We start from the raw sequence: 21,627 nt of genomic DNA on the forward strand, positions 1-21,627 counted from the left end.
CGTCTACTTAAGTTTTGGAAATTGGGAGTTCTTCCTTGTGAAGCGAGGTGCTCCAAGCGATCAATTTATTGCCTATTTCGCCTTCAATCCGGAGGTTTTCTGCCAGCAATGGGAATACCTCTTTTTGTTGTAATTGTTTAGCTGTCTCTTCCATCCAACGGTATGAAAAGTGGACCAGTGAATTAATCGCCAAAATTACCTGGGATAATTGAAAGTAGTTTTGGGAGCGACCATCTGAATTTGCGCCGTAATCGAAGCATTGATCCAAGAGGAAGTCCATGAGGGCATTTTTCTTACCCCCAACGGGCAAATCGATAAGTAAAAAAATTTTCTCAAGGTTTTCAATTTGAATTGCTTTCCCTAATTGAAAGTTGGCCAATAACTGATCAGGTAACCACCTGTCGTTATGAATCCTAAGAATATTTATACATTTCAATAACTTCATCTCCCCTTGATAGACCTCCATGCATTTATACATGAACCATTGGTGAATATCGCCATTTAGAAAGTTTACAGGTCTGTGGGGAGTGGGAGCGTGCTTAAAAATCATGTTTTTTCTTTTATTTTGGTTTGAATGCTATACTGACACCAGTAGCCCATCTCCAGAAGTGCTTTACTTCATAATAGTCAAAAGGCTTATCCACTTTAGTTTGATATACTAATTACTGCTAATTGTAGACCAGTTCATTTGATCTCGGTATTAATCTGAATTATTTATTTGACAGGAAGCAGGTGGGACTATAATTAAACTTGACCATCCATTCAAGCTGCATATAAAAGGTGAATTGTAAGGAATTGTGGATAAATAGAAGTATGAAGGGGAAAAATGAGTTTAATGACCGTTACAATGTCGTAACAAATTGTCACTCTATCTTGACAAACTGGAGGCTGATAAGAAACTAAAGAAAGAGGATCAATATTCCCTAATGAGGTTGTTTATTTACTTCATTAGGGTTCTTATTGTGTTTTTCTAACCAATAAATTTTTCACCATATAATAGTCATAAAATCAGTTTGTTTTAATAAAAAAAGTACTTGTTTTAGATTTAATATACTACTAAATTAGAAATGGTGTTTTTGGATTAATATTCCAGTAAATGCTAAAAATCCCTATTCATTGTTACCACTCTAATTATCAGGCCAATTAACCTGTGTAATATGAGTGTAAGCATGTTACTTTTTTTGTTTCAACTTAAACTTGAACTAATGAACCAAAAACCGATTCGGATATTATTGGCAGACGATGATGAAGACGATAGAATGATGTTTAGAGATGCTATTATGAAGATTCCCTTGAAAACTCGTGTGGAGACCGTGAATGATGGAGTGGAATTATTGAATTATTTGTCCAATTTAAATGGAACTTTGCCTCATATACTTTTCTTGGACTTAAATATGCCCAGGAAAGGAGGGCTGGAATGTCTAAAGGAAATAAGATCAAATGAGAATTTCCGTGAGCTATCTGTCGCGATTTATTCCACTTCCAATGCCGAAAAAGATGTAGAAGAAGCTTTTGTGAGTGGTGCTAATATTTATATCAATAAGCCAAATGATTTTGGCTGTTTAAAGAAAGTCTTGACCAAAGTGCTCTCTGTAAATTGGCAATACGTAACTTCTGGTCTTGACAGAGAAACTTTTTTATTGAGTGTGTGAAGGAATAGGATATGCTTAGATACCTTGGCCGATCAGAAATCATCCTAAATTTTATATTTCTTTCCACTGTCATATTATTGGTGGTCATAGCTGGATCCAGTTTTATCCAGCACCAATTAATGATCAAGAGCCAAAATAAAATCATCCAGTCCCATCACTTTAATTATGCCCTGCAAAATCTTATCGTGGAAGTTTCTGACATGGAGTCTGCAGAGCGTGCCTACGTGGCTTCAGGAGATAAAATGTTTTTAAGTAACTATGGAGCATTAAAGGATTCCGTTTACAGAGCGATAGAGAGTATCAGAGAGCTGGCCATTGCAGGAAATGCTCCTTCCCAAACAGTGGATTCACTTCAGTACATTGTTCAGGGGAAATTGGACCATTTGGAAACTGTAATCTCAATGTATGAGAATGGTCAGTCCTTTGGACAATTGCAAGATGAGTTTGTGCGAGGGGACAGCCTTATGCGAAATATTAAAACAGCCACCAGTATGATGGGCTATGTTACGTTCAAGGTATTTCAGGAGAGAAAACACTATCTCCAACAAAAGAATAAAGTCTCTCCTTATTTTACTGCCATTACCTTTCTTTTTTCCCTTTTACTGTTTACTACGGCTTACTTCAAGATAGGTAATGACCTGCGAAAACAAAAAAAATCCCTTAACCAACTTGAGATAAACCATGAGATTTTTGAGAAAGCAGAGGCAATGGCTGAAACGGGACACTGGAAGTTTGATCCCGATGATGGAGAGATCATACTTTCCAATAACCAATATCGGCTGCTGGGCTATGAGCCTGACAAGATTGAACCTACCTTTCTTCTTTTCGTCCAACATGTGGATAAAAAGGACCGAAAACTTGTGCTGGATGCAATTAGGAAGGTAGGGAATGGTCAGTCGGCGAAATCCATTGATGTACGTGTTATTACAGCTTCTGGAAAGGAAAAATGTCTCCAAATGGTCATCAAAATGCACGAAAATGAACTCGGCAAAAAAACCGTTATCGGAGTAAATAGAGACTTGACCAAGATCATTGAATCCAAAGAGGAACTTCAGGAATTGAATAAAAAACTGACAATTCAGAACAATGCTTATAACAATGCCGAAACAATAGGGCGTATGGGAAGCATTTCCATGAATTGCAAGACAGGGCAGCTTTCTGCATCGGACAATATGTTTGGAATGCTAGGACTAAGCAATGAAAGGGATCTTTCTGATATTGCGAAATTTAAAAGCTATATACATCCCGAGGATTTGGTCGATCTGGAAGAATATTATAATTGTGACACTTTATCTGTAGAACGTCAATGGGTTAGCTTTAGACTGATGAAGCAAAGTGGCGAATACATCCATGTAAGTTCTCTCAAAAAGATTGTACAGGAATCCTGGGGCAAAATTTTGACTACAGTGGTGCGTGATATAACCACCGAGAGGGATGCGGAGCTAAAATTAAAAGTTCAAAATGCTGAGCTAAAAAAAATCAATGAGCAGCTTTCCTCTTTTAATCATATCGCCAGTCATGACCTTCAGGAGCCGCTGAGGAAGATCCAGACGTTTATCTCCCGTATCAATGATGATATCGACCAAGTTCCCGCGGATATGGTAAGTTACTTTTTGAAGATCCAAAAGTCTGCCGAGCGGATGCAGCAATTGATCCTTGATTTACTCGATTTTAGTAGGGTCAGCAGGATAGAGGAGGAGTTCAGAACGGTAGACTTAAACGAGCTGGTTTCCAAATCGATCAACGAAATGGCCATTGCCATCGAAGAAAAGAATGGAACGGTACACTGCGCCAAACTACCGACAATTAAAGTCATTCCTTTTCAGCTTATTCAGCTTTTTAATAACTTGATCAGTAATTCAATCAAATACGCTGATCCGGAAAGACCTCCGGAAATTATCATCTCTGCAGGTCCTGTCACAGAAATCGACCAGCTGCAAAGTGAGCCTTCCGAACGTAAGCAGTTGGTGAAAATTACTTTTGAGGATAATGGGATTGGTTTCGAACAGGAATATGCCATGACCATTTTTGATCTCTTTCAGCGATTACATCCCAGGACAAGTTTCTCAGGCACTGGGATAGGCTTGGCCATATGTAAAAAAATTGTCCAAATCCATCATGGAGAAATTTTTGCGACCGGTGAACCGGGCAAAGGTGCGCGCTTTACGATTTTACTTCCTCAAAATCTCAGCTGAATTTCTTATAAAAATGTTGTAAGGAATCAATAGAAAGATGTAAGACATCAGAATTTGATCCTATGTACCTTCATAGTTAGAATTGGTAATCAAAGATTATTTAAACAACCATAAAAATGAAGGAATCATGAAAAAACTTAGCTTAATGGCAGGTTTAGCCATTTTTCTGTTAGTTGCAGCTTGCGATGAGGGAAAAAAGAATACTGACCAATCCTATGAATCCCCAACTACAGTTGCTCCAGGACCAAAAACGATCGATATGGATCCTTTTCAAGTGACGTATGAGGACATTGAAGAGGAAAAAATGAAACTTAGTGAAGACCTTAAAAAACTAAAAGCTGAAAAAGCGGAACGCGCCCAAGGCAATGAAGCTACCGAGTTTGATCAGCTAATGAACCAAGCAGAAGAAAAACTTAATGAAATCGGTGAAAAAGCCGAAGAGTTTCGGTCTGCTGCAGAAGACCAACAAAAAGATATCTATGATCAAATCAAAGAGATGAAAAAACAAGTCGAAGATAAAATGGCTGAAATAGGAAATCGGTTTGATAAAAACAACTCATAGGATTAGCCAAAACCTAGAATGGCCAACCTTGTCCCTGCCTATTGCATGCCCAGTCGGCAGGTGTACAATCCCTTCCCTGAAAATATCTATGAAAGATGTATAGGGGAAGGGATTTTTTAGTGATTTCTTTTTATCCCTGCTATTAACACTCCAAATACCCAGTGACAGATAATGCGGAATTTATAAATAGGTGTGTAAATCGTACAATATCAAGGAGAAATAGTGTAACATTTTGAACGTCGAAAATGATTAGATTGGATTTTGTACGTATTACACCAATTTTCGGTGATCAACCAAAATAAATCTAATTATGAGGAATATCTTATATTTAATTGTCGTAATCGTATTGATCGGATGGGTAATGGGCGCCTTCGTTTATGACGTAGGAGGATTGATCCATATACTGCTTGTCATTGCACTAGTTGCTTTTGTTTTGTCATTTATAAAAAGAGCTGGGTGATTGATTGTGGATGAAATCACTTATCTGTTAAGAAAAAAGGCTGTCTCACAGCGTAATCAATTTTACAGAGACAGCCCTTTTTAATTCAGCTAATCGAGTAAGTTTATATGGCTAGAACATAAGGGAACTATCAAGCTACCTTTAAGCTGGTATATTGCTGGATCCTTCACGCTTCCAAAACCTGTATTTTGCCACCGCTTTTAAAAACTGGTCGATATTACCATTGGTAATTATCCCTTCACGAGCATTTTCATTATCGTGCACTGCCTGCGCTGAGCGTGTGGCCTTCCAAAGGAGCGACCCTTCATCATCCATTCCAATGGATTTGCAGTGTTTGAACATTTCTTCCACAAAAAGCACGGCCTCGGAACTTTTGCTCAAAAGTTCATCACTTTTGGTACCTTGTGGCAAGTATAAAGCATCAAAAAGTACCGATGCGCTGGAGGCAAGACTTTTTTGGACAGTAAGAGATCCATTGTCCATGGTTTTGATCATTCCGAGCTTTTGGGAAATGAAGGTCACTTTTGCTCCCTCAGCTTTTGCCTGTTCCAGTAACTTTTGTATAGTGGCAGTATTGACGCCCTCAGCTACTAATACCGCGATGCTTCTTCCTTGAATGGAAGTGGTTTTGGTATGTTCCATGCTCAGGGCATTTGATTTTTTGACCGAAGGTCGGGCCGGACCGGACTGGAAATCTTGGGGATTTCCATCAGCAGGAAAACTTTGGTTTAATTCCTTGTCCAATTTGACAGGTGTGTCCACCCCAATGTGCTCGGCTACTTCTTCGGCAAGATCTACGTTCACTTCCTGTAACTGCGCAATCATGCGCTCTTGGATTTGTTTCGAGCCTACTTTCCCCAGTTCAAATATAAGCGCTTTTTTGAGGTGTTTCTTTTCCACTTCGGTCTGACTGTCATAGAACAGCCTCGCCTGGCTGTAGTGGTCATGGAAGCTTTGGCTCCTCGCTTTGGTTTTTTTACCAGAAACCGGTTCAGTATAATGGGCATAGCCCCCGTCACCCATCGCAGCTTGGAAGGGACAACCTCCTCCGGTTTGATTGGGATGGTAACTGCTTTGGCCCGAATTGATGGTCTGACGCATGTGTCCGTCCCGTTGATTGTTGTGTACAGGACTAACAGGCCTGTTTATAGGGATTTCATGAAAATTAGGGCCACCTAACCTGATCAGCTGAGTATCCGTGTACGAGAATAGCCTTCCCTGCAGTAGGGGATCATTGGAAAAATCTATCCCTGGAACCAAATGGCCAGGATGAAAGGCCACTTGCTCAGTTTCTGCAAAGAAATTTAAGGGATTACGGTTAAGCACCATTTTCCCTATGATCTTTACCGGTACGAGTTCCTCAGGAATGAGCTTGGTGGCATCCAATAGATCGAAATCGAATTTATCCTCATCTTCCTCATTGACGATCTGGACACCCAATTCAAATTCCGGATAATTTCCTTCTTCAATCGATTCCCAAAGGTCTCTTCTTAAAAAATCGGGATCGTTCCCAGAGATTTTCTGTGCCTCATCCCACGTGACCGAATGTACACCGTGTTTTGGTTTCCAATGGAATTTTACAAAGTGAGATTTCCCCTCGGCATTGACAAACCTAAAGGTATGAATTCCAAAACCTTCCATCATGCTAAAACTTCTGGGAATGGCCCGATCACTCATGACCCACATGATCATATGCATGCTTTCTGGCATAAGTGATATGAAATCCCAAAAGGTATCGTGTGCGGATGCTGCTTGGGGAATTCCATTATGTGGCTCTGGTTTGACAGAGTGGATCAGGTCAGGGAATTTGACGGCATCTTGGATAAAAAACACCGGTATGTTATTCCCTACTAAGTCGAAATTTCCTTCTTGGGTATAGAATTTAACGGCAAAACCTCGCACATCCCTAGCCAAATCCGTGGAGCCTTTAGATCCTGCTACTGTACTGAAGCGTACAAAAACAGGTGTTTTAGTGGAAGATTCCTTCAAAAACCCCGCTTTGGTATATTTTGACATGCTCTCATACGTCTCAAAATATCCATGTGCTCCAGCACCCCGGGCATGGACGACGCGTTCAGGAATCCTTTCATGGTCAAAGTGCGTTATCTTCTCACGGAAATGGAAATCTTCCATGATCGATGGCCCCCGTTCTCCCGCTTTTAATGTATTTTGGTCATCATTGATACGAACACCTTGATTGGTAGTGAGAAATTGTCCTACTCCTTTTTCTGTGTTTGGCCGGAGTCCCTTTTCTTTATCATGCTCAGATGAATGTTTTTTTTCATTTTTTGACATATTAATTTTTGGTTTTAGTGGATAAATTTTTTACGAGTCTCCGCAATCATAGACGTAGCCAAGCATAATTGAATAAATAGTGTTTCCGTCCTTTTATTCAGGTGTAAAATTGCTTTCAATAGGTCTTCATGAATGCTACGCATTTCCATTGATGAAAAGGACCAAAAATCCAGTCCGGTGGTGAGATCTTTAAATTGGGAAAACAAGTTTTCCAGGGAGGACAATACGTTACCCAATTTAATTTAAGAAAACTGCTCCGGCCTGAAAATGAATGGATCTCGCTGTTCCACGACGCGAGCTAATTCATTTTCTTAACGGCCTGCTCATTTTTCTTAAACCGGTCTCACCAAGGGACTTCCTTAACTTTCCAAATCACATTTTGTAATGGTACCACTACGTGTAAAATTACCGATGGTCATTAAATTTTTAACAGATCAAACCAATAGTACCTTTTAAGAGACACATAGTGGCAGGATTTTAACGCGATCTCCAAGGATGATTATTTCTTTTTTTGTATCCATATTGGTCAAAATTCCAATATCATGCCTCAGGGGTTGATGCATGAAGTACTTAAGGTAGATAGTGCCGTTTAGACCACCTGGGCAGGTATAAAAGCGACTAGTTCGTTTGCCTTAACCAAATAATAAAGCGGTTTGGCCAAATCAGAGTATCATCCTTGTAACAAATTGGTGATTACTGGTTACAGGGTCACACACTACTTTAAATTGCCAACCTTTAACCTACCTTTCATGGTTTTAGAGGCCGAAGTACTGGACCAAGCCATATTTCTGGGGACAAATAAATTTCAATCTGCTTATTTTAACATTCCTTTTCCTTGTAGATTATGTGATTAATGCTCCACTGGCGTGGATCGGGTTTTAGTGTAAATTTGAGGGGATTGGTCAAGTGATCGATACTAAAACCTAAATCGGTTTGCTAGACTGTTTATCATAGGCGTTGCCCATGGCTATGGATATAGCGCCATTTCAAATCTTGGCTATCTCCTCTTGGATTTCCAATTTTAAAAAAATCAGTGGAAATCTGCCCAACCTGTCCCGCCGGGGCGGGTCAGCGTTACCTGCGTTCCATATAAAATAGCTTCAGCTCTAACTGACGCTTAGACATGTATGTCCAGCCCCCCAATTTTCCACTTGATCCGAAATACTTTGGTGACCTGAAGCAATGGGCTCTCATTAATGATGTAATGTTTTGATTATTAAATTTTACAATATTCTATAGAATTATTACAACTATAATAAGGTGGTTTGGAATAAAATTTGGATGAAATTGTAAGTGGCTGGATCTTACATCTAATTGGTTGAACCTAATACCACAAAAGATCAATTGATATCATCTTCCAGAACAGCATAAAGAAACAACTGTGAGATATCAGTACTTCTCCTATGGCAAAAGGCCATCAGGAAAATTCATTAAATCACACCTAAAACAAAAGTAATCATGAGTGAAGCTAAAGAAAGAATCAAAGGAAATTGGAATGAGATCAAAGGAAAGCTTAAGCAGGAATATGGGGAATTGACAGATGATGACCTGTATTACGAAATCGGCAAAGAGGATGAACTAATGGGAAGGATTCAAAAGCGAATAGGAAGACCCAAAGAAGAATTGGAAGGCCTAATCATGAGGACGACCATTAGATGATGCTGGTTTCGTGAGAAGCAGTAGGTTTATCGTCAAACATGCACTAATCTATCTGTTTCGACCCGAAACTACTTCAAAAGCAGCCGCTACGCTTGAGTTTTTGCTCTATTTGGCAGCTGGCCAGATACCCCGTAGCGGTGCTTCGCTTTCGCCTCCAACTAACTGATTGTATTTTCCGTCCTAACTACGGTTCCCAAGACATAATCCGTCTTTAAACCAAATTTATATGGTTCTATATGGAATACTGTGGGTAAATTATCCATGGGACTGTCCCACTTGTGCGGATAGATCAGGGGAATAGTTTTGTTCCTATGGCACAAAGCCCGCTGGAGGCAACCTGATTTTACCAGGCTTAAATGCCTAGTGGCATTGGCCAGGACTCCCTTCTCACTATTTTAGCCGACAGAAGTGTAAGCAGGGATGCTCCGTTAGGAGCATTAGCTTGGTAACAAAAATTGGATACAGCATCCTAACAGTGCCGTAGGTACTGACCATGGGCAAGGAAAACATATATCATTATCGACTGCATCAGGAGCATGGGCACCCAAATTCATCCGTCCACGCGATGCTTCGATCTCCATAGCCCGCTAGCGCTCAGTTTACCCATAGTAAATCATAGAGAACCGTTTATACTTACATATGGAAGTAACATTTTTTGGGTCTTATAAAGACAGTGGAGCAGATTCTGAAAAAGTTCAAAAGGAGAACCTAAATATTCCAATTGTTAATGATGAGATGATATACAATCCAGGGCTACTTGCATTGACAGATATTAAGGACAGACATTTTGATCTTGTGTCGATGATGGCGCCCCCTACGGTCTTTAAATTGCTGATTATTACGTTATCGATGGGAAACTAGTTGTAATCCATTGTATATCAATACGGTAATAATTTCAAATTTATAAGTCGATTGTCGGGGGCATCATCCATCTAGTTGGTTTAGCTAACGGTGCTAGTATTTACCAACTTAAATCACCCGTTTTATTTATGATCCCTCATATAATGACTACTACTAAAGAAATATTGCCAAATTCTGTGCCGATAACTGCCCCTTTTTCCTGTGGCCCGGGTGACAATTTCAGAAGCCAATATCAGGTTATTGTGTGTTATAAAGGTGACAATATCCTTCCATGATGTCACATTTCTGTAACATATGATGCATGGACGAATGAATGCTGCCTTCCTATAAAATGATCGGATACCCTCATTTATTGGCGCTAACCCGCCAAATACGGTTTCCATTGTCGTCATTGACCAGGAGAGATCCATCAGGCATTAATGTTACATCAACAGGCCTCCCATAGACCTCCGATTGATCAGCATCGGAAATAAATCCAGTAAGAAAGTCCACAGGTTTGCCAGAAGGTTTTCCTTTTGAAAAGGGAATGTAAATCACCTTATATCCACTTAACTCTTTGCGGTTCCACGACCCATGTTGCCCCACAAAAGCACCCTGTTGATACTTTTCGGGAAAAGCATCCTTAGTATAGAATGTAAGGCCAAGTGAGGCGGTATGACTACCTACCGGGACATCTGGAACTAAGGTTTTTTTGACCATTTCAGGGGCTTTTCCTTCCATTCTAGGGTCAGGAATAGCTCCATAATAAGTATATGGCCAACCATAAAACCCTCCTTTTTTTACACTTGTGACGTAATCGGGCACGAGGTCATTTCCCAGCTTGTCCCGTTCGTTCACTGCTGTCCATAGCTCTCCAGTGATTGGATTGATGGACATGCCCACCGGATTTCTCAGACCATGAGCATAGGTGATTTCTCCGCTGCCATCCGGGTTTACCTGCAAGATGCAGGCGCGTCTTTCTTCTTCGTCCATTCCATGCTCACCGACATTGCTTGCGGAACCTACCGAAATAAAAATCTTGCTTCCATCTTTGCTCGCCAGAAGGTTTCTGGTCCAATGATTATTATAGCCTCCTGCTGGTAGGTCCACTATCTTCTCGCCTTCTTCCTGTATGGTTGTTTTGCCGGCTTCATAAGGATATCGATATAGCCCGTCCGTATTAGCCACATAGAAGTAATCGTCCAGCACCAATATGCCATAGGGTTGGTTTAGTCCTTCAAGATAATTTTCCTGCAGCTCATAATCTCCATCACCATCCTTGTCCTGAAAAATAACAATCCTGTCAGCACTGTTTTTTGTGCTGCTTTCTGCGACAAATACATCTCCATTTGATGCCACATACGTATTTCTTGGATGTTTCATGTCTTTGGCAAAGAGACTAACCGTAAATCCTTCTGGAGCCTTGGGTTTTCCTCCTTCTGGCCAGTCAACCATTTTGCTTTCGTTGGTCACTGATTCGCTAGAGTAGGGAGGAGGCAATATCAGATCACCGACTGCAGTCTGGACAGTGTCGGCTGCTTGTTCCGATATATTCTCTTTTTTCTCCTTGGATACCTTGTCGCTGCATGAATAACAGCAAAGCAGTGTAATAAGAAATAGTGATAGTGAGATTTTCATAGCATCAAATGGTTTATGGGTTGATGGAGTTTATGACCAAAGGACAATGACCAGTACAATCATAATGCCGTTTAAGCGCATTATTTGAAGAGTCCCTTCAGCTTTTTGGCCAGTGAGCCCAAGAAATCATCATCCTTGCTGCCCATATCTTCCTGGCCCAAAAAATAGCCTAGCGGTTTCAATACCTCTATCTGGTCGGCAATGATTTTCAGCATGCCAAAGAATGGAATCGAAATGATCATGCCCACTACACCCCATACCAATCCTCCCAGCACCACGACAATGATCGTCACCAATGGGTTAAGGTCTACTTTGTCACCTACGACAAAAGGTTCTAAAATATAACTCTCGACAAATTGGGCTAGGCCATAGGTGATGGATACACCGATAAACAGCCCGGTCTCTCCACCTGATACTACCGCCATCATCATCGCGATGACATAGCCGATCACCGTCCCCACATAGGGGATCATTGATAACACTGCTGCAATAAGGCTGATCAGAATAGGGCTATCTATCCCTGTAATGGTCATCCCGACACTATAAATGATCCATAGAAAAAAAATCAAGATAAGCCGACCGATAAGATATTGCTGGGCAATGGTCAATGAACCGTTTAAGATCTTGGTTGTTTTGGTCCCTTCACTTTTAGGAAAAAAGCGTATAATGGAAAGCCTGATTTTTCTTCTATAAAAAAGGAAAAAGAAGATATAAATAAAGGTGAGCAACGAGTAGCCCACAAAATCAAAGAAGTTAGCAATTGCTGTTTTGACACCTTTGTTTTTTTCAGGAGCTTCCGCTTTGTTGTCTTTTTCTCCTGAAGAAGCTGTTTCTTTGCGCTTCTTCTCTTTGTCGGCTTTGGTACTATCCGATGGTACGGCAGAAGGCGGAATATTTAGGATTTCAAGTTGTTCATCAGGACTTACCCCTGAAATCCCCTCGATGGAGCCTTGTATTTTCCCTATCGTGCTGTGAAGTCTTCCTTTGACGGTATCCCAATTTTCATAAATATTATTGGCCTGCAGCGAGATAAGGACAAACATCGCCAAATACATACTTAGTGCCAAAAAAGTAGATAGAAAAGCCGCCAATAAACGGTTTACACCCCATATTTCAAGTTTCCTCGCTATGGGAAGCAGGATCATCGTCACTAAGGCAGCAATAGCAATAGGAGCCAAAAACACATAAGCGTTGACAATGCCCACAATAAAAAAGTAAAGGCCTATTACGTACAAAGGAAACAAGTAAAATAATGGATGAGGAAGTTTGTTTTTACTTTCCATACAGGCGTTTGATAGAATAAACAATGGTTTTAAGCATAATATTGGTAATTATAAACAAAACACATACCATAGATATCCAGTGAGCCTATTGTGGGACTTACCTTATCAGCAGTTAGTAGTTTAGTTTATGGAAACATTTCTAATTAATGTTCGAACACGGAAAGTTCAGGAGATTTAATGTTATCACAAAACCACATTTTAAAAGCTTCCCGTTTTTTGGACAGCAAAAAATTGTACAGTAGTTCGAGCTGCATCGCACCAGTTTTGGTAAGAGTTGATTCTTACTTCTAGTTTTCTACCAAATTACTTTTACTTGGGAGACCACAGGTAGGTGGTCGGAGAGGAGGATGGTTTGTTTTGGGGTGTTTAGTAATTTCCAATTGGTTTTGGGGTACCCAAAAATATAATCTATCTTGTATTTGGCTTCGTCTGAAGGGCTGGTCGGTTCCTGATTATCCAGCAGTGACCACAAGGACATACTAGAATTGATTTCGTTGGATGTTGGTCGGGCATTAAAATCACCGCAAATAAGCACGGGAATGGATTTGCTGAGGAGGGTTTCATTGATCTGCTTCACTTGGAGTTGACGCTCTTCTGTATTGGTGTAGTCCAAGTGCGTGCTGGCAAAAACAATAGTTTTATCGCTTGCCAATTCAATAGTGGCCACAAGAAGGGCTCGCTGTTCCTTGCCATTTTCAGTAAATGGTAAAAGGATTCTTTCCGTTTTGGACATTGGATATCTGGACAGGATGCCAATGCCATAATAGCCACCGGCATAATCGATGGTTTTCCCAAATACAGCAAACATTCCTGTCATATGAGCCAATTCTCCCATAAAGTCCTTTCCGTTTTGATGCGGGGCTCTTTTACGAAAAGTCTTAATGTCCACTTCCTGTAAGGCTACCAAATCGGCATCTTGTGCTTTAATAAAATTGGCAAATTCTTCCATGGAAGCACGCTCACCAAAGCGCAGGTTATAGCTGATGATTTTCAGGGTGTCTGACAATCCTTGCGCTTGAAGCTGAAAAGAAGATACAATTAAAAATAGGACGAAATAGATTGATTTCATAGCGATGATTTTTTGGACAAAAAAAGGCTGCCGCTTTCCTTGTGATGAGACAGCCTTACTGATCATGGATTTGACTTAAAGTCAAACAATGTAATAATGGGCAAGTGATCCGAAGCCTCCGTCTGGAGCACTTCATGTGACTTTACACCAAATGAAGTCCGTGGCCTAAAAAGGATATAGTCCAGTTTTCGATCAGGATCACGGGAGGGTATGGTGAAGCACTTGCTTTGATCCCCTTCGCAAGTGCTGGCGTAGCCCCTTTCCGAAAATGAGGTCATTGTTGGTCCTTCTGGTGTGGCATTAAAATCTCCTCCAAAGATCACTGGATAAGGAGAGGAGGAAAGGACACTGTCAATCGCGGGAACTTGCAGTTCCCTATTTTCCGGTGTCAGCTCCATATGCGTATTGGCAATCGTCAGCTGCTTTTGCTCTACCGTAATAGCGGCTGTCATCAGGATACGGTAGCTGACGTATTTACCATCCAGTTCCACACGGGGCAGGTGATGGATCTGCTGATCGGTCATGGGGTATCGGGACAATATCCCCAGTCCCGTTTCACCACCTTGATACGAAATGGCCTTACCATAGAAATAGTAAGTTAGCCCTGTTTTTTGCGATAACAGCTCCAGCTGATTGACCTTTCCGCTGCGGGTGGTGTTACGGTCTATTTCCTGCAAAAAAACGATATCTGCATCAGTGTGGCTGATGATCCGTGCAATAGAATCCAGGTCAGGTGTGCTGCTCTTATAAGGTGCACAGTATTTTACATTATAACTCATCACCTTTAAGGTGCCATTTCCCTCTCGGGAAGTATTTATTGACGAGGCTCCAAGCGGGAGAAACGTCACGCACAACCAAAATAATGTCGTCGCAAATAGCGTATTCATATTGAAATGTTTACATGAATATAAAATGGGCAGGATTGTTATAAGAACTTTCCTGCCCTTTAGTAACTTATTCCCAACCGGGGTTCTGTCCTAGGTCGGGGTTTTTTATCCTTTCAGCATAGGGAACCGGCCACAGGTAATGTTTGGTTGGGTCAAAATTATCCAGGCCACCTTCTGCCACGGACTTTTCGTAAATAATATCACCAAATTCATCGGTACCATTGTCAGGATAGGGGTTAGCTCCCAAATCATTCATACAAACTTCCAGACTTGGACCCACCATGGCTTTGCCCAGGTGAACTTCACCTTCTTTCCATCTCAATACATCAAAATACCTCATGCCATCCATGGACATTTCTACACGTCGCTCCCGATGAAGCTCTGTTTCCAGATCCAGTCCCCAACTTTCCAGCTCCTCCAGGTTCATGGGATGCATATCGACACGTTCTCTGAGTTGGTTGACAGTCATGTCTATCTGTGCTTGAGTGAGGGTTCCTCCTTGAAGGTTAAACAGAGCTTCTGCATAGATCAAAAGGATTTCGGAATAACGGATGACGTTGATGTTGTTATGATCACGGTTAAACAATCCGGCCAGTTCCATTGAGTTGTACTTTTTGAAATAAAATCCTGTTAATCCATTGGCACCAAGTCGGTTGTTGTTTTGCAAGACGGCAAACCGTGGAAGCTGATAAATATCATTGTCCGTATCGGTATCAGGATCTCCATCATCGCCACCAGGCCATTCGTCTCCTGGGCTGTAAACGGTCATTTGGAGACGTGGATCCCTGTTTTCAAAGTAATCTGTATAGTGTTCTTCAGGATAATTGTACAGTTCGGAAGTGGTTACAGTCTGGCCATAATATTCCAGTCCTGCTTTGGCGGGTTTACCATCGGTGCACAAGAAAGCGTCCACCAGCCTCTTGGAAGCATTAAGACGAACATAATCCACTGGTGTACAAGTGTAATTGCTCATGTTATTGGTGCGGAGGTTATCTACAAAGAGGCTATAAATAATGGCTTCCCTATTAGCAGGATTTGTCTCTGCATTGCCCGCCAGCTTGTACATGTCGCGGTAGTTTGAATATAATTCATAAGGACTGTTGTCCATGATTTCCTTAGCGGTGTTGGCAGCCACTTCCCACATCTCATTTTGGAGGGCTACACGTGCCTTTAATGCCAGTGCCCCCCAGCGATTGATCCTGCCCACATTATCCCCTGAGGGAATTTCATTTCCCAGCTTACTGGCCGCCCAGTCCAGGTCATCCATGATAAACTGGACGACTTCCTCTTTTGGAGTTCGTGGCATATAAGCTTCGGAAGCGTTGATTACTTTATCCACCAAGGGCACATCACCCCAATAACTTGTCAACCAAAAATACTGCAGCGCACGGATGACCTTAACTTCTGCAGCATAGACATCTTTGGTGTCCTGATCCACATTTGCCTTGTCATAGTGGTCCAGGAAGTTATTACAGGTAAAGATCGGTGCATAAAGCCAAGACCAAAAGCTGGTAAAAGGAAATCCGTCCAAAGCAGTGTGCCTTCCTCCGGGGATTTTGGCCAGGCCACTGTTAAGGTCCCCCACACCACGTCTCCGCCAAAAACATTTGGGTACATCAGTAATTCATAGTCCAAGCCCTCATAACAAGGATACAGAGCTGCTCGCAACTGGTTTTCTGTCTCCCAATACGTTTCATGGGTAACACTGTCCAGTGGATATTTATCCAGAAATTCATCATCACAGGCACTGAAAAGAAGCAGTGCCAAGATCAAGGAATATTTTATATAGTTCATGTCAAATTGAATTAAATGTTGAAGTTGCATATCAGGTTAAAATCCAAGTTGGACGCCCAGGGCCATGGTTCTTACCTGTGGGTAAGCATCCCCGGAAGTTTCACGTACCTCCGGATCAAAACCACCAAAGTAATCCGTAATGGTGAAGAGGTTTTCACCCGTAAAATAAATCCTGCATCGGGAAAGTTTGATCCGTTCGATTAGCTGCTGGGGTAGGGAATAGCCCAATTGGAGGTTTTTTAGCCTTAAGTAAGAAGCATCTTCCAACCAGTAATTTGAGAAAAGGATGTTGTGCTGGGGCTGGTAGTACATGCGTGGGTAGGAAGCATCCGTATTTTCGGGTGTCCACCGGTCCATATGGACTTTTTTAGGCACAGAATAGTCGTTGATGAAGGCATGACGCGCTTCGTCGCGCAAGTATCCGTTCACCTTAGCCACGCCTTGAAGGTAAAAAGAAAAGTCAAATCCCTTCCAATTGGCAAAACCTCTTATTCCATAGCTATAGCGAGGATAGGGATCACCAAATACCACCTTGTCATATTCATCAATAAGGCCATCAGGCTGGCCTTCTTCTCCACTAATATCTCTGTAGACCACGTCTCCAGGCTGGATGATGTCTGCATAGCTGCTGACTACAGGGAAAGATGGATTTATATATCGGCCTGTGGCTTCATCAAAGGCTTCGAAGTCTTCGATCTGGGCAAGCCCACTGGTGAGGTAACCATAGTAGGCATTGACCGGATCGCCCACTCTCCTGATATTGTCCCCCAAAGAAGCAGCACTGGATCCCATGTCGGTGATTTCATTTTGGGCATCTGCAATATTGGCATTTATGCCGTAGCGGAATTCGCCCACTTGATCATTCCATCCCAGTGCAATTTCCCATCCTTTGTTTTCGATGGCGCCAATATTTTCCAATGGAAGATTACTGGACGAGGTAATGCCTATCAGTGAAGGATAGATGGGTTTTAGGAGGGCATTGAGGTTCTTTTTCTTAAACCAGTCCACGGACAAGGTCATCCGATCCTTTAACATGCTGAAATCCGCTCCAATGTTGATCATTTGGATGGTTTCCCACTGGATGTTTTCATTGGCCAGTGAATACTGTCTGAAGCCGACATTTTCCTTGGCCCCAATCGGATAGGCTTTGGTCTCCCGCTCTATTTCTGTGAGGTACGGGTAGTAATTGCCACTGATGTTTTGGTTTCCCAGTTCGCCCCAAGAAGCGCGGATTTTTCCCACCGTGAGGAAGGGTTTTGCAAAATCCATGAAAGTTTCTTCCGTGAATTTCCATCCTGCGGAGAAGGAAGGAAATACGCCCCAGCGATTGTCCCTGGAAAACCTCGAAGTACCATCCACCCTTAAGTTGGCCTCGAAAAGGTACTTTTGGTCAAAGTCATAGTTTAACCTGCCGAAATAGGAGCGAAGTGCCCATTCCTCGGAAGTGCCTCCGTTAATGATATCTTCGGTACCGGCGTCTATTTCGGTGATGCCATCAAGCAAAATGTTCTTTCTCGAAGCATATAGACGGGGCATGCTGGACCATTCTTGGGAATAGCCAGCCAGGAACTTAATTCCATGCCTTCCGATCACTTTGTCGTAATTAAAGGTGGAAAGCAGCGTTTGTGTCAGGATGGTATTGTGGCTATTGGCTATGCTGTTCCTGATGTTTTCATTGGCAGCGTGGGGCGTCCCGTCCGCTAAGAACCTCGGCATAGTTGGTGTCCAATCCTTGATGTCCCTGTTATAGTAATTGTAAGCATATTGGGCATTGATGTACATGCCATCGATGAGATCCAGTGTGGCCTTAAAGTTCCCGTTCAATGTCCGTGATTTGCTCTTGGTATAGCCGGATTCATGGGCGGTTCTGACGGGATTGGTCACGGATCCATACGACCAATATGGTGAATCTTCCCAGCCTCCATCAGCGGAGGGCTGCTGCCACATGACAGGGAGCAATGGGCTGATTCGCTGGGCCAACCTAAATACGCCTGAGGTACCTGCTCCTCCAGCATCACGCTTGTAAAAATCCACATAACTGATATTTGCATCTAGTTTCAAGCGGTCCACCACTTTTGTGCCCAATCGTAACCTGACATTGTTACGAGAAGAAAAGTATGGATCGCCCACTACCAATCCTGTTTGTTCCAAATAGCCATAAGAAAGGTAATATGTGGCGTTATCGGTTTGACCTTGGATATTCAGGTTATGGTTTTGTTGTGATGAATGTGACTTATAGGTTTCCGATACCCAATCCGTGTTGGAATAATCATTGGGGAAATCACCGGAGTCATACATCTCAAAGGCTTCATCAGAATAGGGGATGGCTACGCCTCTGGCACGCCGTGCTTCATTTTCCAAGGTCATATATTCCCTTCCATTGACCAGCTCTGGCGTAGAGATTGGCGTCTGGATACCAAAGTAATTACTGTAATTAAGGGAAACTTTTTCCTCTCCGCTGCCTTTTTTGGTGGTGACCAGGATCACCCCATTGGCAGCGCGTGCACCATAGATGGCTGAGGAAGCGGCATCTTTCAGTACAGTCACACTTTCGATGTCATCTGGATTGAGCAGGTTGATATCCCCGCCCGCTACTCCGTCAATTAGGATCAAGGGAGAGGTTTGGCTATTGATGGTGTTTACGCCCCTGATCACCATGTTGGTGGCCGGTGCTCCCGGCTGACCTGACGGAGAAGTGACGGTCAGGCCCGGAATGAGCCCTTGGAGTCCCCCCGCTACAGATGAGATGACCCTTCCTTCCAGCACATCGCCTTTCACTTCGGCTACCGCTCCAGTGATATTGGACCTTTTCTGGCTACCATATCCGACGACGATCACTTCATCAAGTCCAGTGACGTCTTCCTCTAAGATGATTTCAATCGTTGTCCTGCCATTTAGGGAATATTCTTGGGCTATAAAACCCAGGTAGGAAATTTTAAGCACGGCATCTCCATCCGAAACCTCCAGGGTAAAATTCCCATCGATATCAGCCACCGTCCCATTATTAGTTCCTTTTTCCAAAACCGAAGCGCCAGGAAGGGGGGATCCATCCTTATCTGTGACAGTCCCTTTAATGGTTAACGCCTGGCGGGCAAGTAGCTGATCTTGTTGGTCAGCAGCTTTTTTCTTCAGGACAATTTGCGTGTCCATGATGATTTGGTATTCGATTTCCAGCTGGTTGAAGAGCTCGTTAAGTACCTCCACCAACGGTTTATTCTGAACATTTAAAGTAATATTTTCTCCTGCATTTAGTTCGTTATTGTTATAGATGAATTTAAAAGAAGTCTGGGACTCTATTTGATAAAGAACTTCCTCAAGGGGTTCATTTTCAATATGTAGCGTTACTTTTTCCACTTGTCCATAGGCAGAATATGCCTTGATAGGGCTTATGGTAAAAAGAAAGATGAGCATCATCAGGAAGGGAGGAGATTGGACAGCCTGCCTAAACCTTAAAAGGGGTTTGCCTTTCGGCTTACATAGATTTTTCATACTTTTGAAGTGCATTTGGTGGTTAAATTGATTTTGATCACAAAATTCTTTATCGGAAAATGTTCGCGCATTTTCCGATTTTTTTTCCCGTCCTTCGGGACAATCTTTGTGAAAGCATTTGGTGTTAGGTTTTTAATTTTGATTCATAAGCAGTTTTTTAATGGTGGATCTTGATTTTATTTCCTTCTATTTGGTATTGTAGGCCATAGGCCCTTTTAAATGTTTCCATGACTTCTTCGATACTCTCCACATCAAAGCTGGCTGTATAGTACTCATTCTCAAAAGCACCATCAATATTGATGATCTCGACATCATAGTGCCTTTCCAGCTTCTTAATGATGTTTTCGAAGGGAACATTCTTAAAAATGATTTTGCCGGTTAGCCAAGCGGTGTACATGTCCAGCGATGTCTCCTTTATTTGTAATTTGTCGTTGGTTTTGTTCCAGCTGGCCAAGTGACCAGGGCGGAGCATTTTGGAGGTTTCGGGATCGTATGATGAACTATCGCCATAAACACTGACTTTACCCTCGACCAGTGCTGTCTGGACAAGCTCATCTTCAGGGTAGGAAGATACATTGAATTGGGTACCCAAGACCCTTATGTTCATTTGGTCGGCATTCACAATAAACGGATGGGATTTGTCTTCCCTTACGTTGAAATAGGCTTCTCCGATAAGGGTGACGGACCTGATGTCCATTGTTTCAAAACTCGTAGGATATGTGAGTGAGCTACCTGCATTGAGGGTAACGTGGGTACTGTCAGGGAGGATGATTTCGAAGCGTTTGGCGTAAGGAACCGTTAAGGTATTGTAGCTGACCTGACCAGGGGTGTCGGTGCCATTTACTATATATGACAGCTTGCTTCCGATTTGGTTTCCAATAATTTTGCCGGCTTCATTTTTGATGGGCAAATCACTTAACTCGTCTATGGCTACTACTTTCCCGTTACCGAGTTTGAGTGTGATCACATTTTCCGCCATGACAGGTGATGTTTGTTCTGCAGCGAATTGGAATGTGTAAAATACATAGCCGGTTCCCAACACCAATATGACCGCTGCTGCATACCGCAAGACGATGGAAAGTGAAAAAGACGATGGAACAGTATCAAGGTGATCACGGAAATTATTCCACTTCTGATCCAGGTCGACTTCTTTGGAAGTTTCTGAAAACTTGGAGGCAATATAGTAGGCCTTTAATTGATGAAAATGGCTTTCATTGGCTTCATCTGCATCGATCCATTGATTGATTTGCTTTACCTCTTCTGCTGAAGCTGTTCCTTCAAAATACCTTAAAAGTTTATGGTCTTCCATCGCGGTGTATTGGTCATGTAACTAATAAACGATTCAGCACGAGGAGGTACGTAGTGGAAAATGTAAAAAACAGAAAATTTATTTCTGACTATTCGCTTTTCTACCCGTCACACCAAATTGAGCAATTTGCCCAATATTGATCTGTAATAGGTCAAGCAATATTTCTGGGGGCGGGAGAAGATTTATATTCATTTGGTATGTCGCCACGAAGTCGCCAAGACACGAAGTGTTTTGTAGGCGGATTCCAAATTTCATGGAAAACAAACAGCTTTGGGTCTTAGAATCTTTGTGGCAAAAAAACAAAAAAGAAATCCTTTTAAAATAAAGGGATTCATGCCTTCAACTTTTTCGTTTGCCTCCTTTTTAGTACATTTTGAGGAGCAAGCAATATTTCTGGAAGATGAGAGATTTCCAGGTGGTTTTGGTAAGCATATTTCTCTTTAATTTAGCAATAGGAATGTGTAGATTATAAAATCAGTATAAATCCGTCATTGC

15 protein-coding genes are annotated in these 21,627 nt (G+C 42.1%); 5 read left to right on the forward strand and 10 right to left on the reverse strand.

Annotated features, from left to right (window positions below):
- Nucleotides 1–7: 7 nt before the first annotated feature.
- Nucleotides 8–550, reverse strand: coding sequence for a ferritin family protein (locus tag FKX85_RS15415; protein WP_141615584.1), 543 nt, complete (start codon nucleotides 548–550; stop codon nucleotides 8–10).
- Between the two features lie 655 nt (nucleotides 551–1,205).
- Here FKX85_RS15415 and FKX85_RS15420 point away from each other — a divergent pair.
- From FKX85_RS15420 to FKX85_RS15435, 4 genes are all read left to right on the forward strand, one after another.
- Nucleotides 1,206–1,652 carry a response regulator gene (locus FKX85_RS15420; protein WP_141615585.1) on the forward strand — a complete coding sequence of 149 codons (447 nt, stop codon included), beginning with the start codon at nucleotides 1,206–1,208 and terminating at the stop codon, nucleotides 1,650–1,652.
- An 11-nt stretch (nucleotides 1,653–1,663) separates the two neighbouring features.
- Complete coding sequence (locus FKX85_RS15425) at nucleotides 1,664–3,847, forward strand: ATP-binding protein (RefSeq protein ID WP_141615586.1); 2,184 nt, start codon at nucleotides 1,664–1,666, stop codon at nucleotides 3,845–3,847.
- Between the two features lie 127 nt (nucleotides 3,848–3,974).
- On the forward strand, nucleotides 3,975–4,409 hold the full coding sequence (locus FKX85_RS15430) for a hypothetical protein (protein WP_141615587.1): 435 nt from the start codon (nucleotides 3,975–3,977) through the stop codon (nucleotides 4,407–4,409).
- A gap of 310 nt (nucleotides 4,410–4,719) precedes the next feature.
- Nucleotides 4,720–4,869 (forward strand): lmo0937 family membrane protein, encoded by a 150-nt coding sequence (locus tag FKX85_RS15435; protein WP_141615588.1) that lies wholly within the window; start codon nucleotides 4,720–4,722, stop codon nucleotides 4,867–4,869.
- A gap of 141 nt (nucleotides 4,870–5,010) precedes the next feature.
- On the opposite strand, the gene FKX85_RS15440 is transcribed toward FKX85_RS15435, so the two are convergent.
- Nucleotides 5,011–7,164 (reverse strand): catalase, encoded by a 2,154-nt coding sequence (locus FKX85_RS15440; RefSeq protein WP_141615589.1) that lies wholly within the window; start codon nucleotides 7,162–7,164, stop codon nucleotides 5,011–5,013.
- Between the two features lie 1,458 nt (nucleotides 7,165–8,622).
- On the opposite strand from FKX85_RS15440, the gene FKX85_RS15445 reads away from it, so the two are divergent.
- On the forward strand, nucleotides 8,623–8,823 hold the full coding sequence (locus tag FKX85_RS15445) for a CsbD family protein (protein WP_141615590.1): 201 nt from the start codon (nucleotides 8,623–8,625) through the stop codon (nucleotides 8,821–8,823).
- 1,206 nt (nucleotides 8,824–10,029) lie between these two features.
- Here FKX85_RS15445 and FKX85_RS15450 read toward each other — a convergent pair.
- The 8 genes from FKX85_RS15450 to FKX85_RS15480 form a co-directional block, all read right to left on the reverse strand.
- Nucleotides 10,030–11,301, reverse strand: a complete 1,272-nt coding sequence (locus tag FKX85_RS15450) for a PQQ-dependent sugar dehydrogenase (RefSeq protein WP_141615591.1) — start codon at nucleotides 11,299–11,301, stop codon at nucleotides 10,030–10,032.
- An 80-nt stretch (nucleotides 11,302–11,381) separates the two neighbouring features.
- Nucleotides 11,382–12,584, reverse strand: coding sequence for an AI-2E family transporter (locus FKX85_RS15455; RefSeq protein WP_141615592.1), 1,203 nt, complete (start codon nucleotides 12,582–12,584; stop codon nucleotides 11,382–11,384).
- A 295-nt stretch (nucleotides 12,585–12,879) separates the two neighbouring features.
- Complete coding sequence (locus FKX85_RS15460) at nucleotides 12,880–13,653, reverse strand: endonuclease/exonuclease/phosphatase family protein (protein ID WP_141615593.1); 774 nt, start codon at nucleotides 13,651–13,653, stop codon at nucleotides 12,880–12,882.
- Between the two features lie 62 nt (nucleotides 13,654–13,715).
- Nucleotides 13,716–14,540 carry an endonuclease/exonuclease/phosphatase family protein gene (locus FKX85_RS15465; protein WP_141615594.1) on the reverse strand — a complete coding sequence of 275 codons (825 nt, stop codon included), beginning with the start codon at nucleotides 14,538–14,540 and terminating at the stop codon, nucleotides 13,716–13,718.
- Nucleotides 14,541–14,607: 67 nt separating this feature from the next.
- On the reverse strand, nucleotides 14,608–16,023 hold the full coding sequence (locus tag FKX85_RS15470) for a RagB/SusD family nutrient uptake outer membrane protein (protein ID WP_229239842.1): 1,416 nt from the start codon (nucleotides 16,021–16,023) through the stop codon (nucleotides 14,608–14,610).
- Nucleotides 15,906–16,334: a hypothetical protein gene (locus tag FKX85_RS21670; RefSeq protein WP_229239851.1), complete on the reverse strand. Its 429-nt coding sequence runs from the start codon at nucleotides 16,332–16,334 to the stop codon at nucleotides 15,906–15,908. The genes FKX85_RS15470 and FKX85_RS21670 overlap by 118 nt, the downstream gene beginning before the upstream one ends.
- Nucleotides 16,335–16,370: 36 nt before the next feature.
- Entirely contained in the window at nucleotides 16,371–19,823 is a 3,453-nt protein-coding gene (locus tag FKX85_RS15475; RefSeq protein ID WP_229239647.1) for a TonB-dependent receptor, read from the reverse strand.
- Between the two features lie 157 nt (nucleotides 19,824–19,980).
- The gene (locus FKX85_RS15480; RefSeq protein WP_141615596.1) at nucleotides 19,981–21,132 is read right to left on the reverse strand and encodes a FecR family protein; all 1,152 of its coding nucleotides are present in this window, start codon (nucleotides 21,130–21,132) and stop codon (nucleotides 19,981–19,983) included.
- Nucleotides 21,133–21,627: the final 495 nt, after the last annotated feature.

Origin of the sequence: Echinicola soli (assembly GCF_006575665.1) — a bacterium.
GTDB lineage: Bacteria > Bacteroidota > Bacteroidia > Cytophagales > Cyclobacteriaceae > Echinicola > Echinicola soli.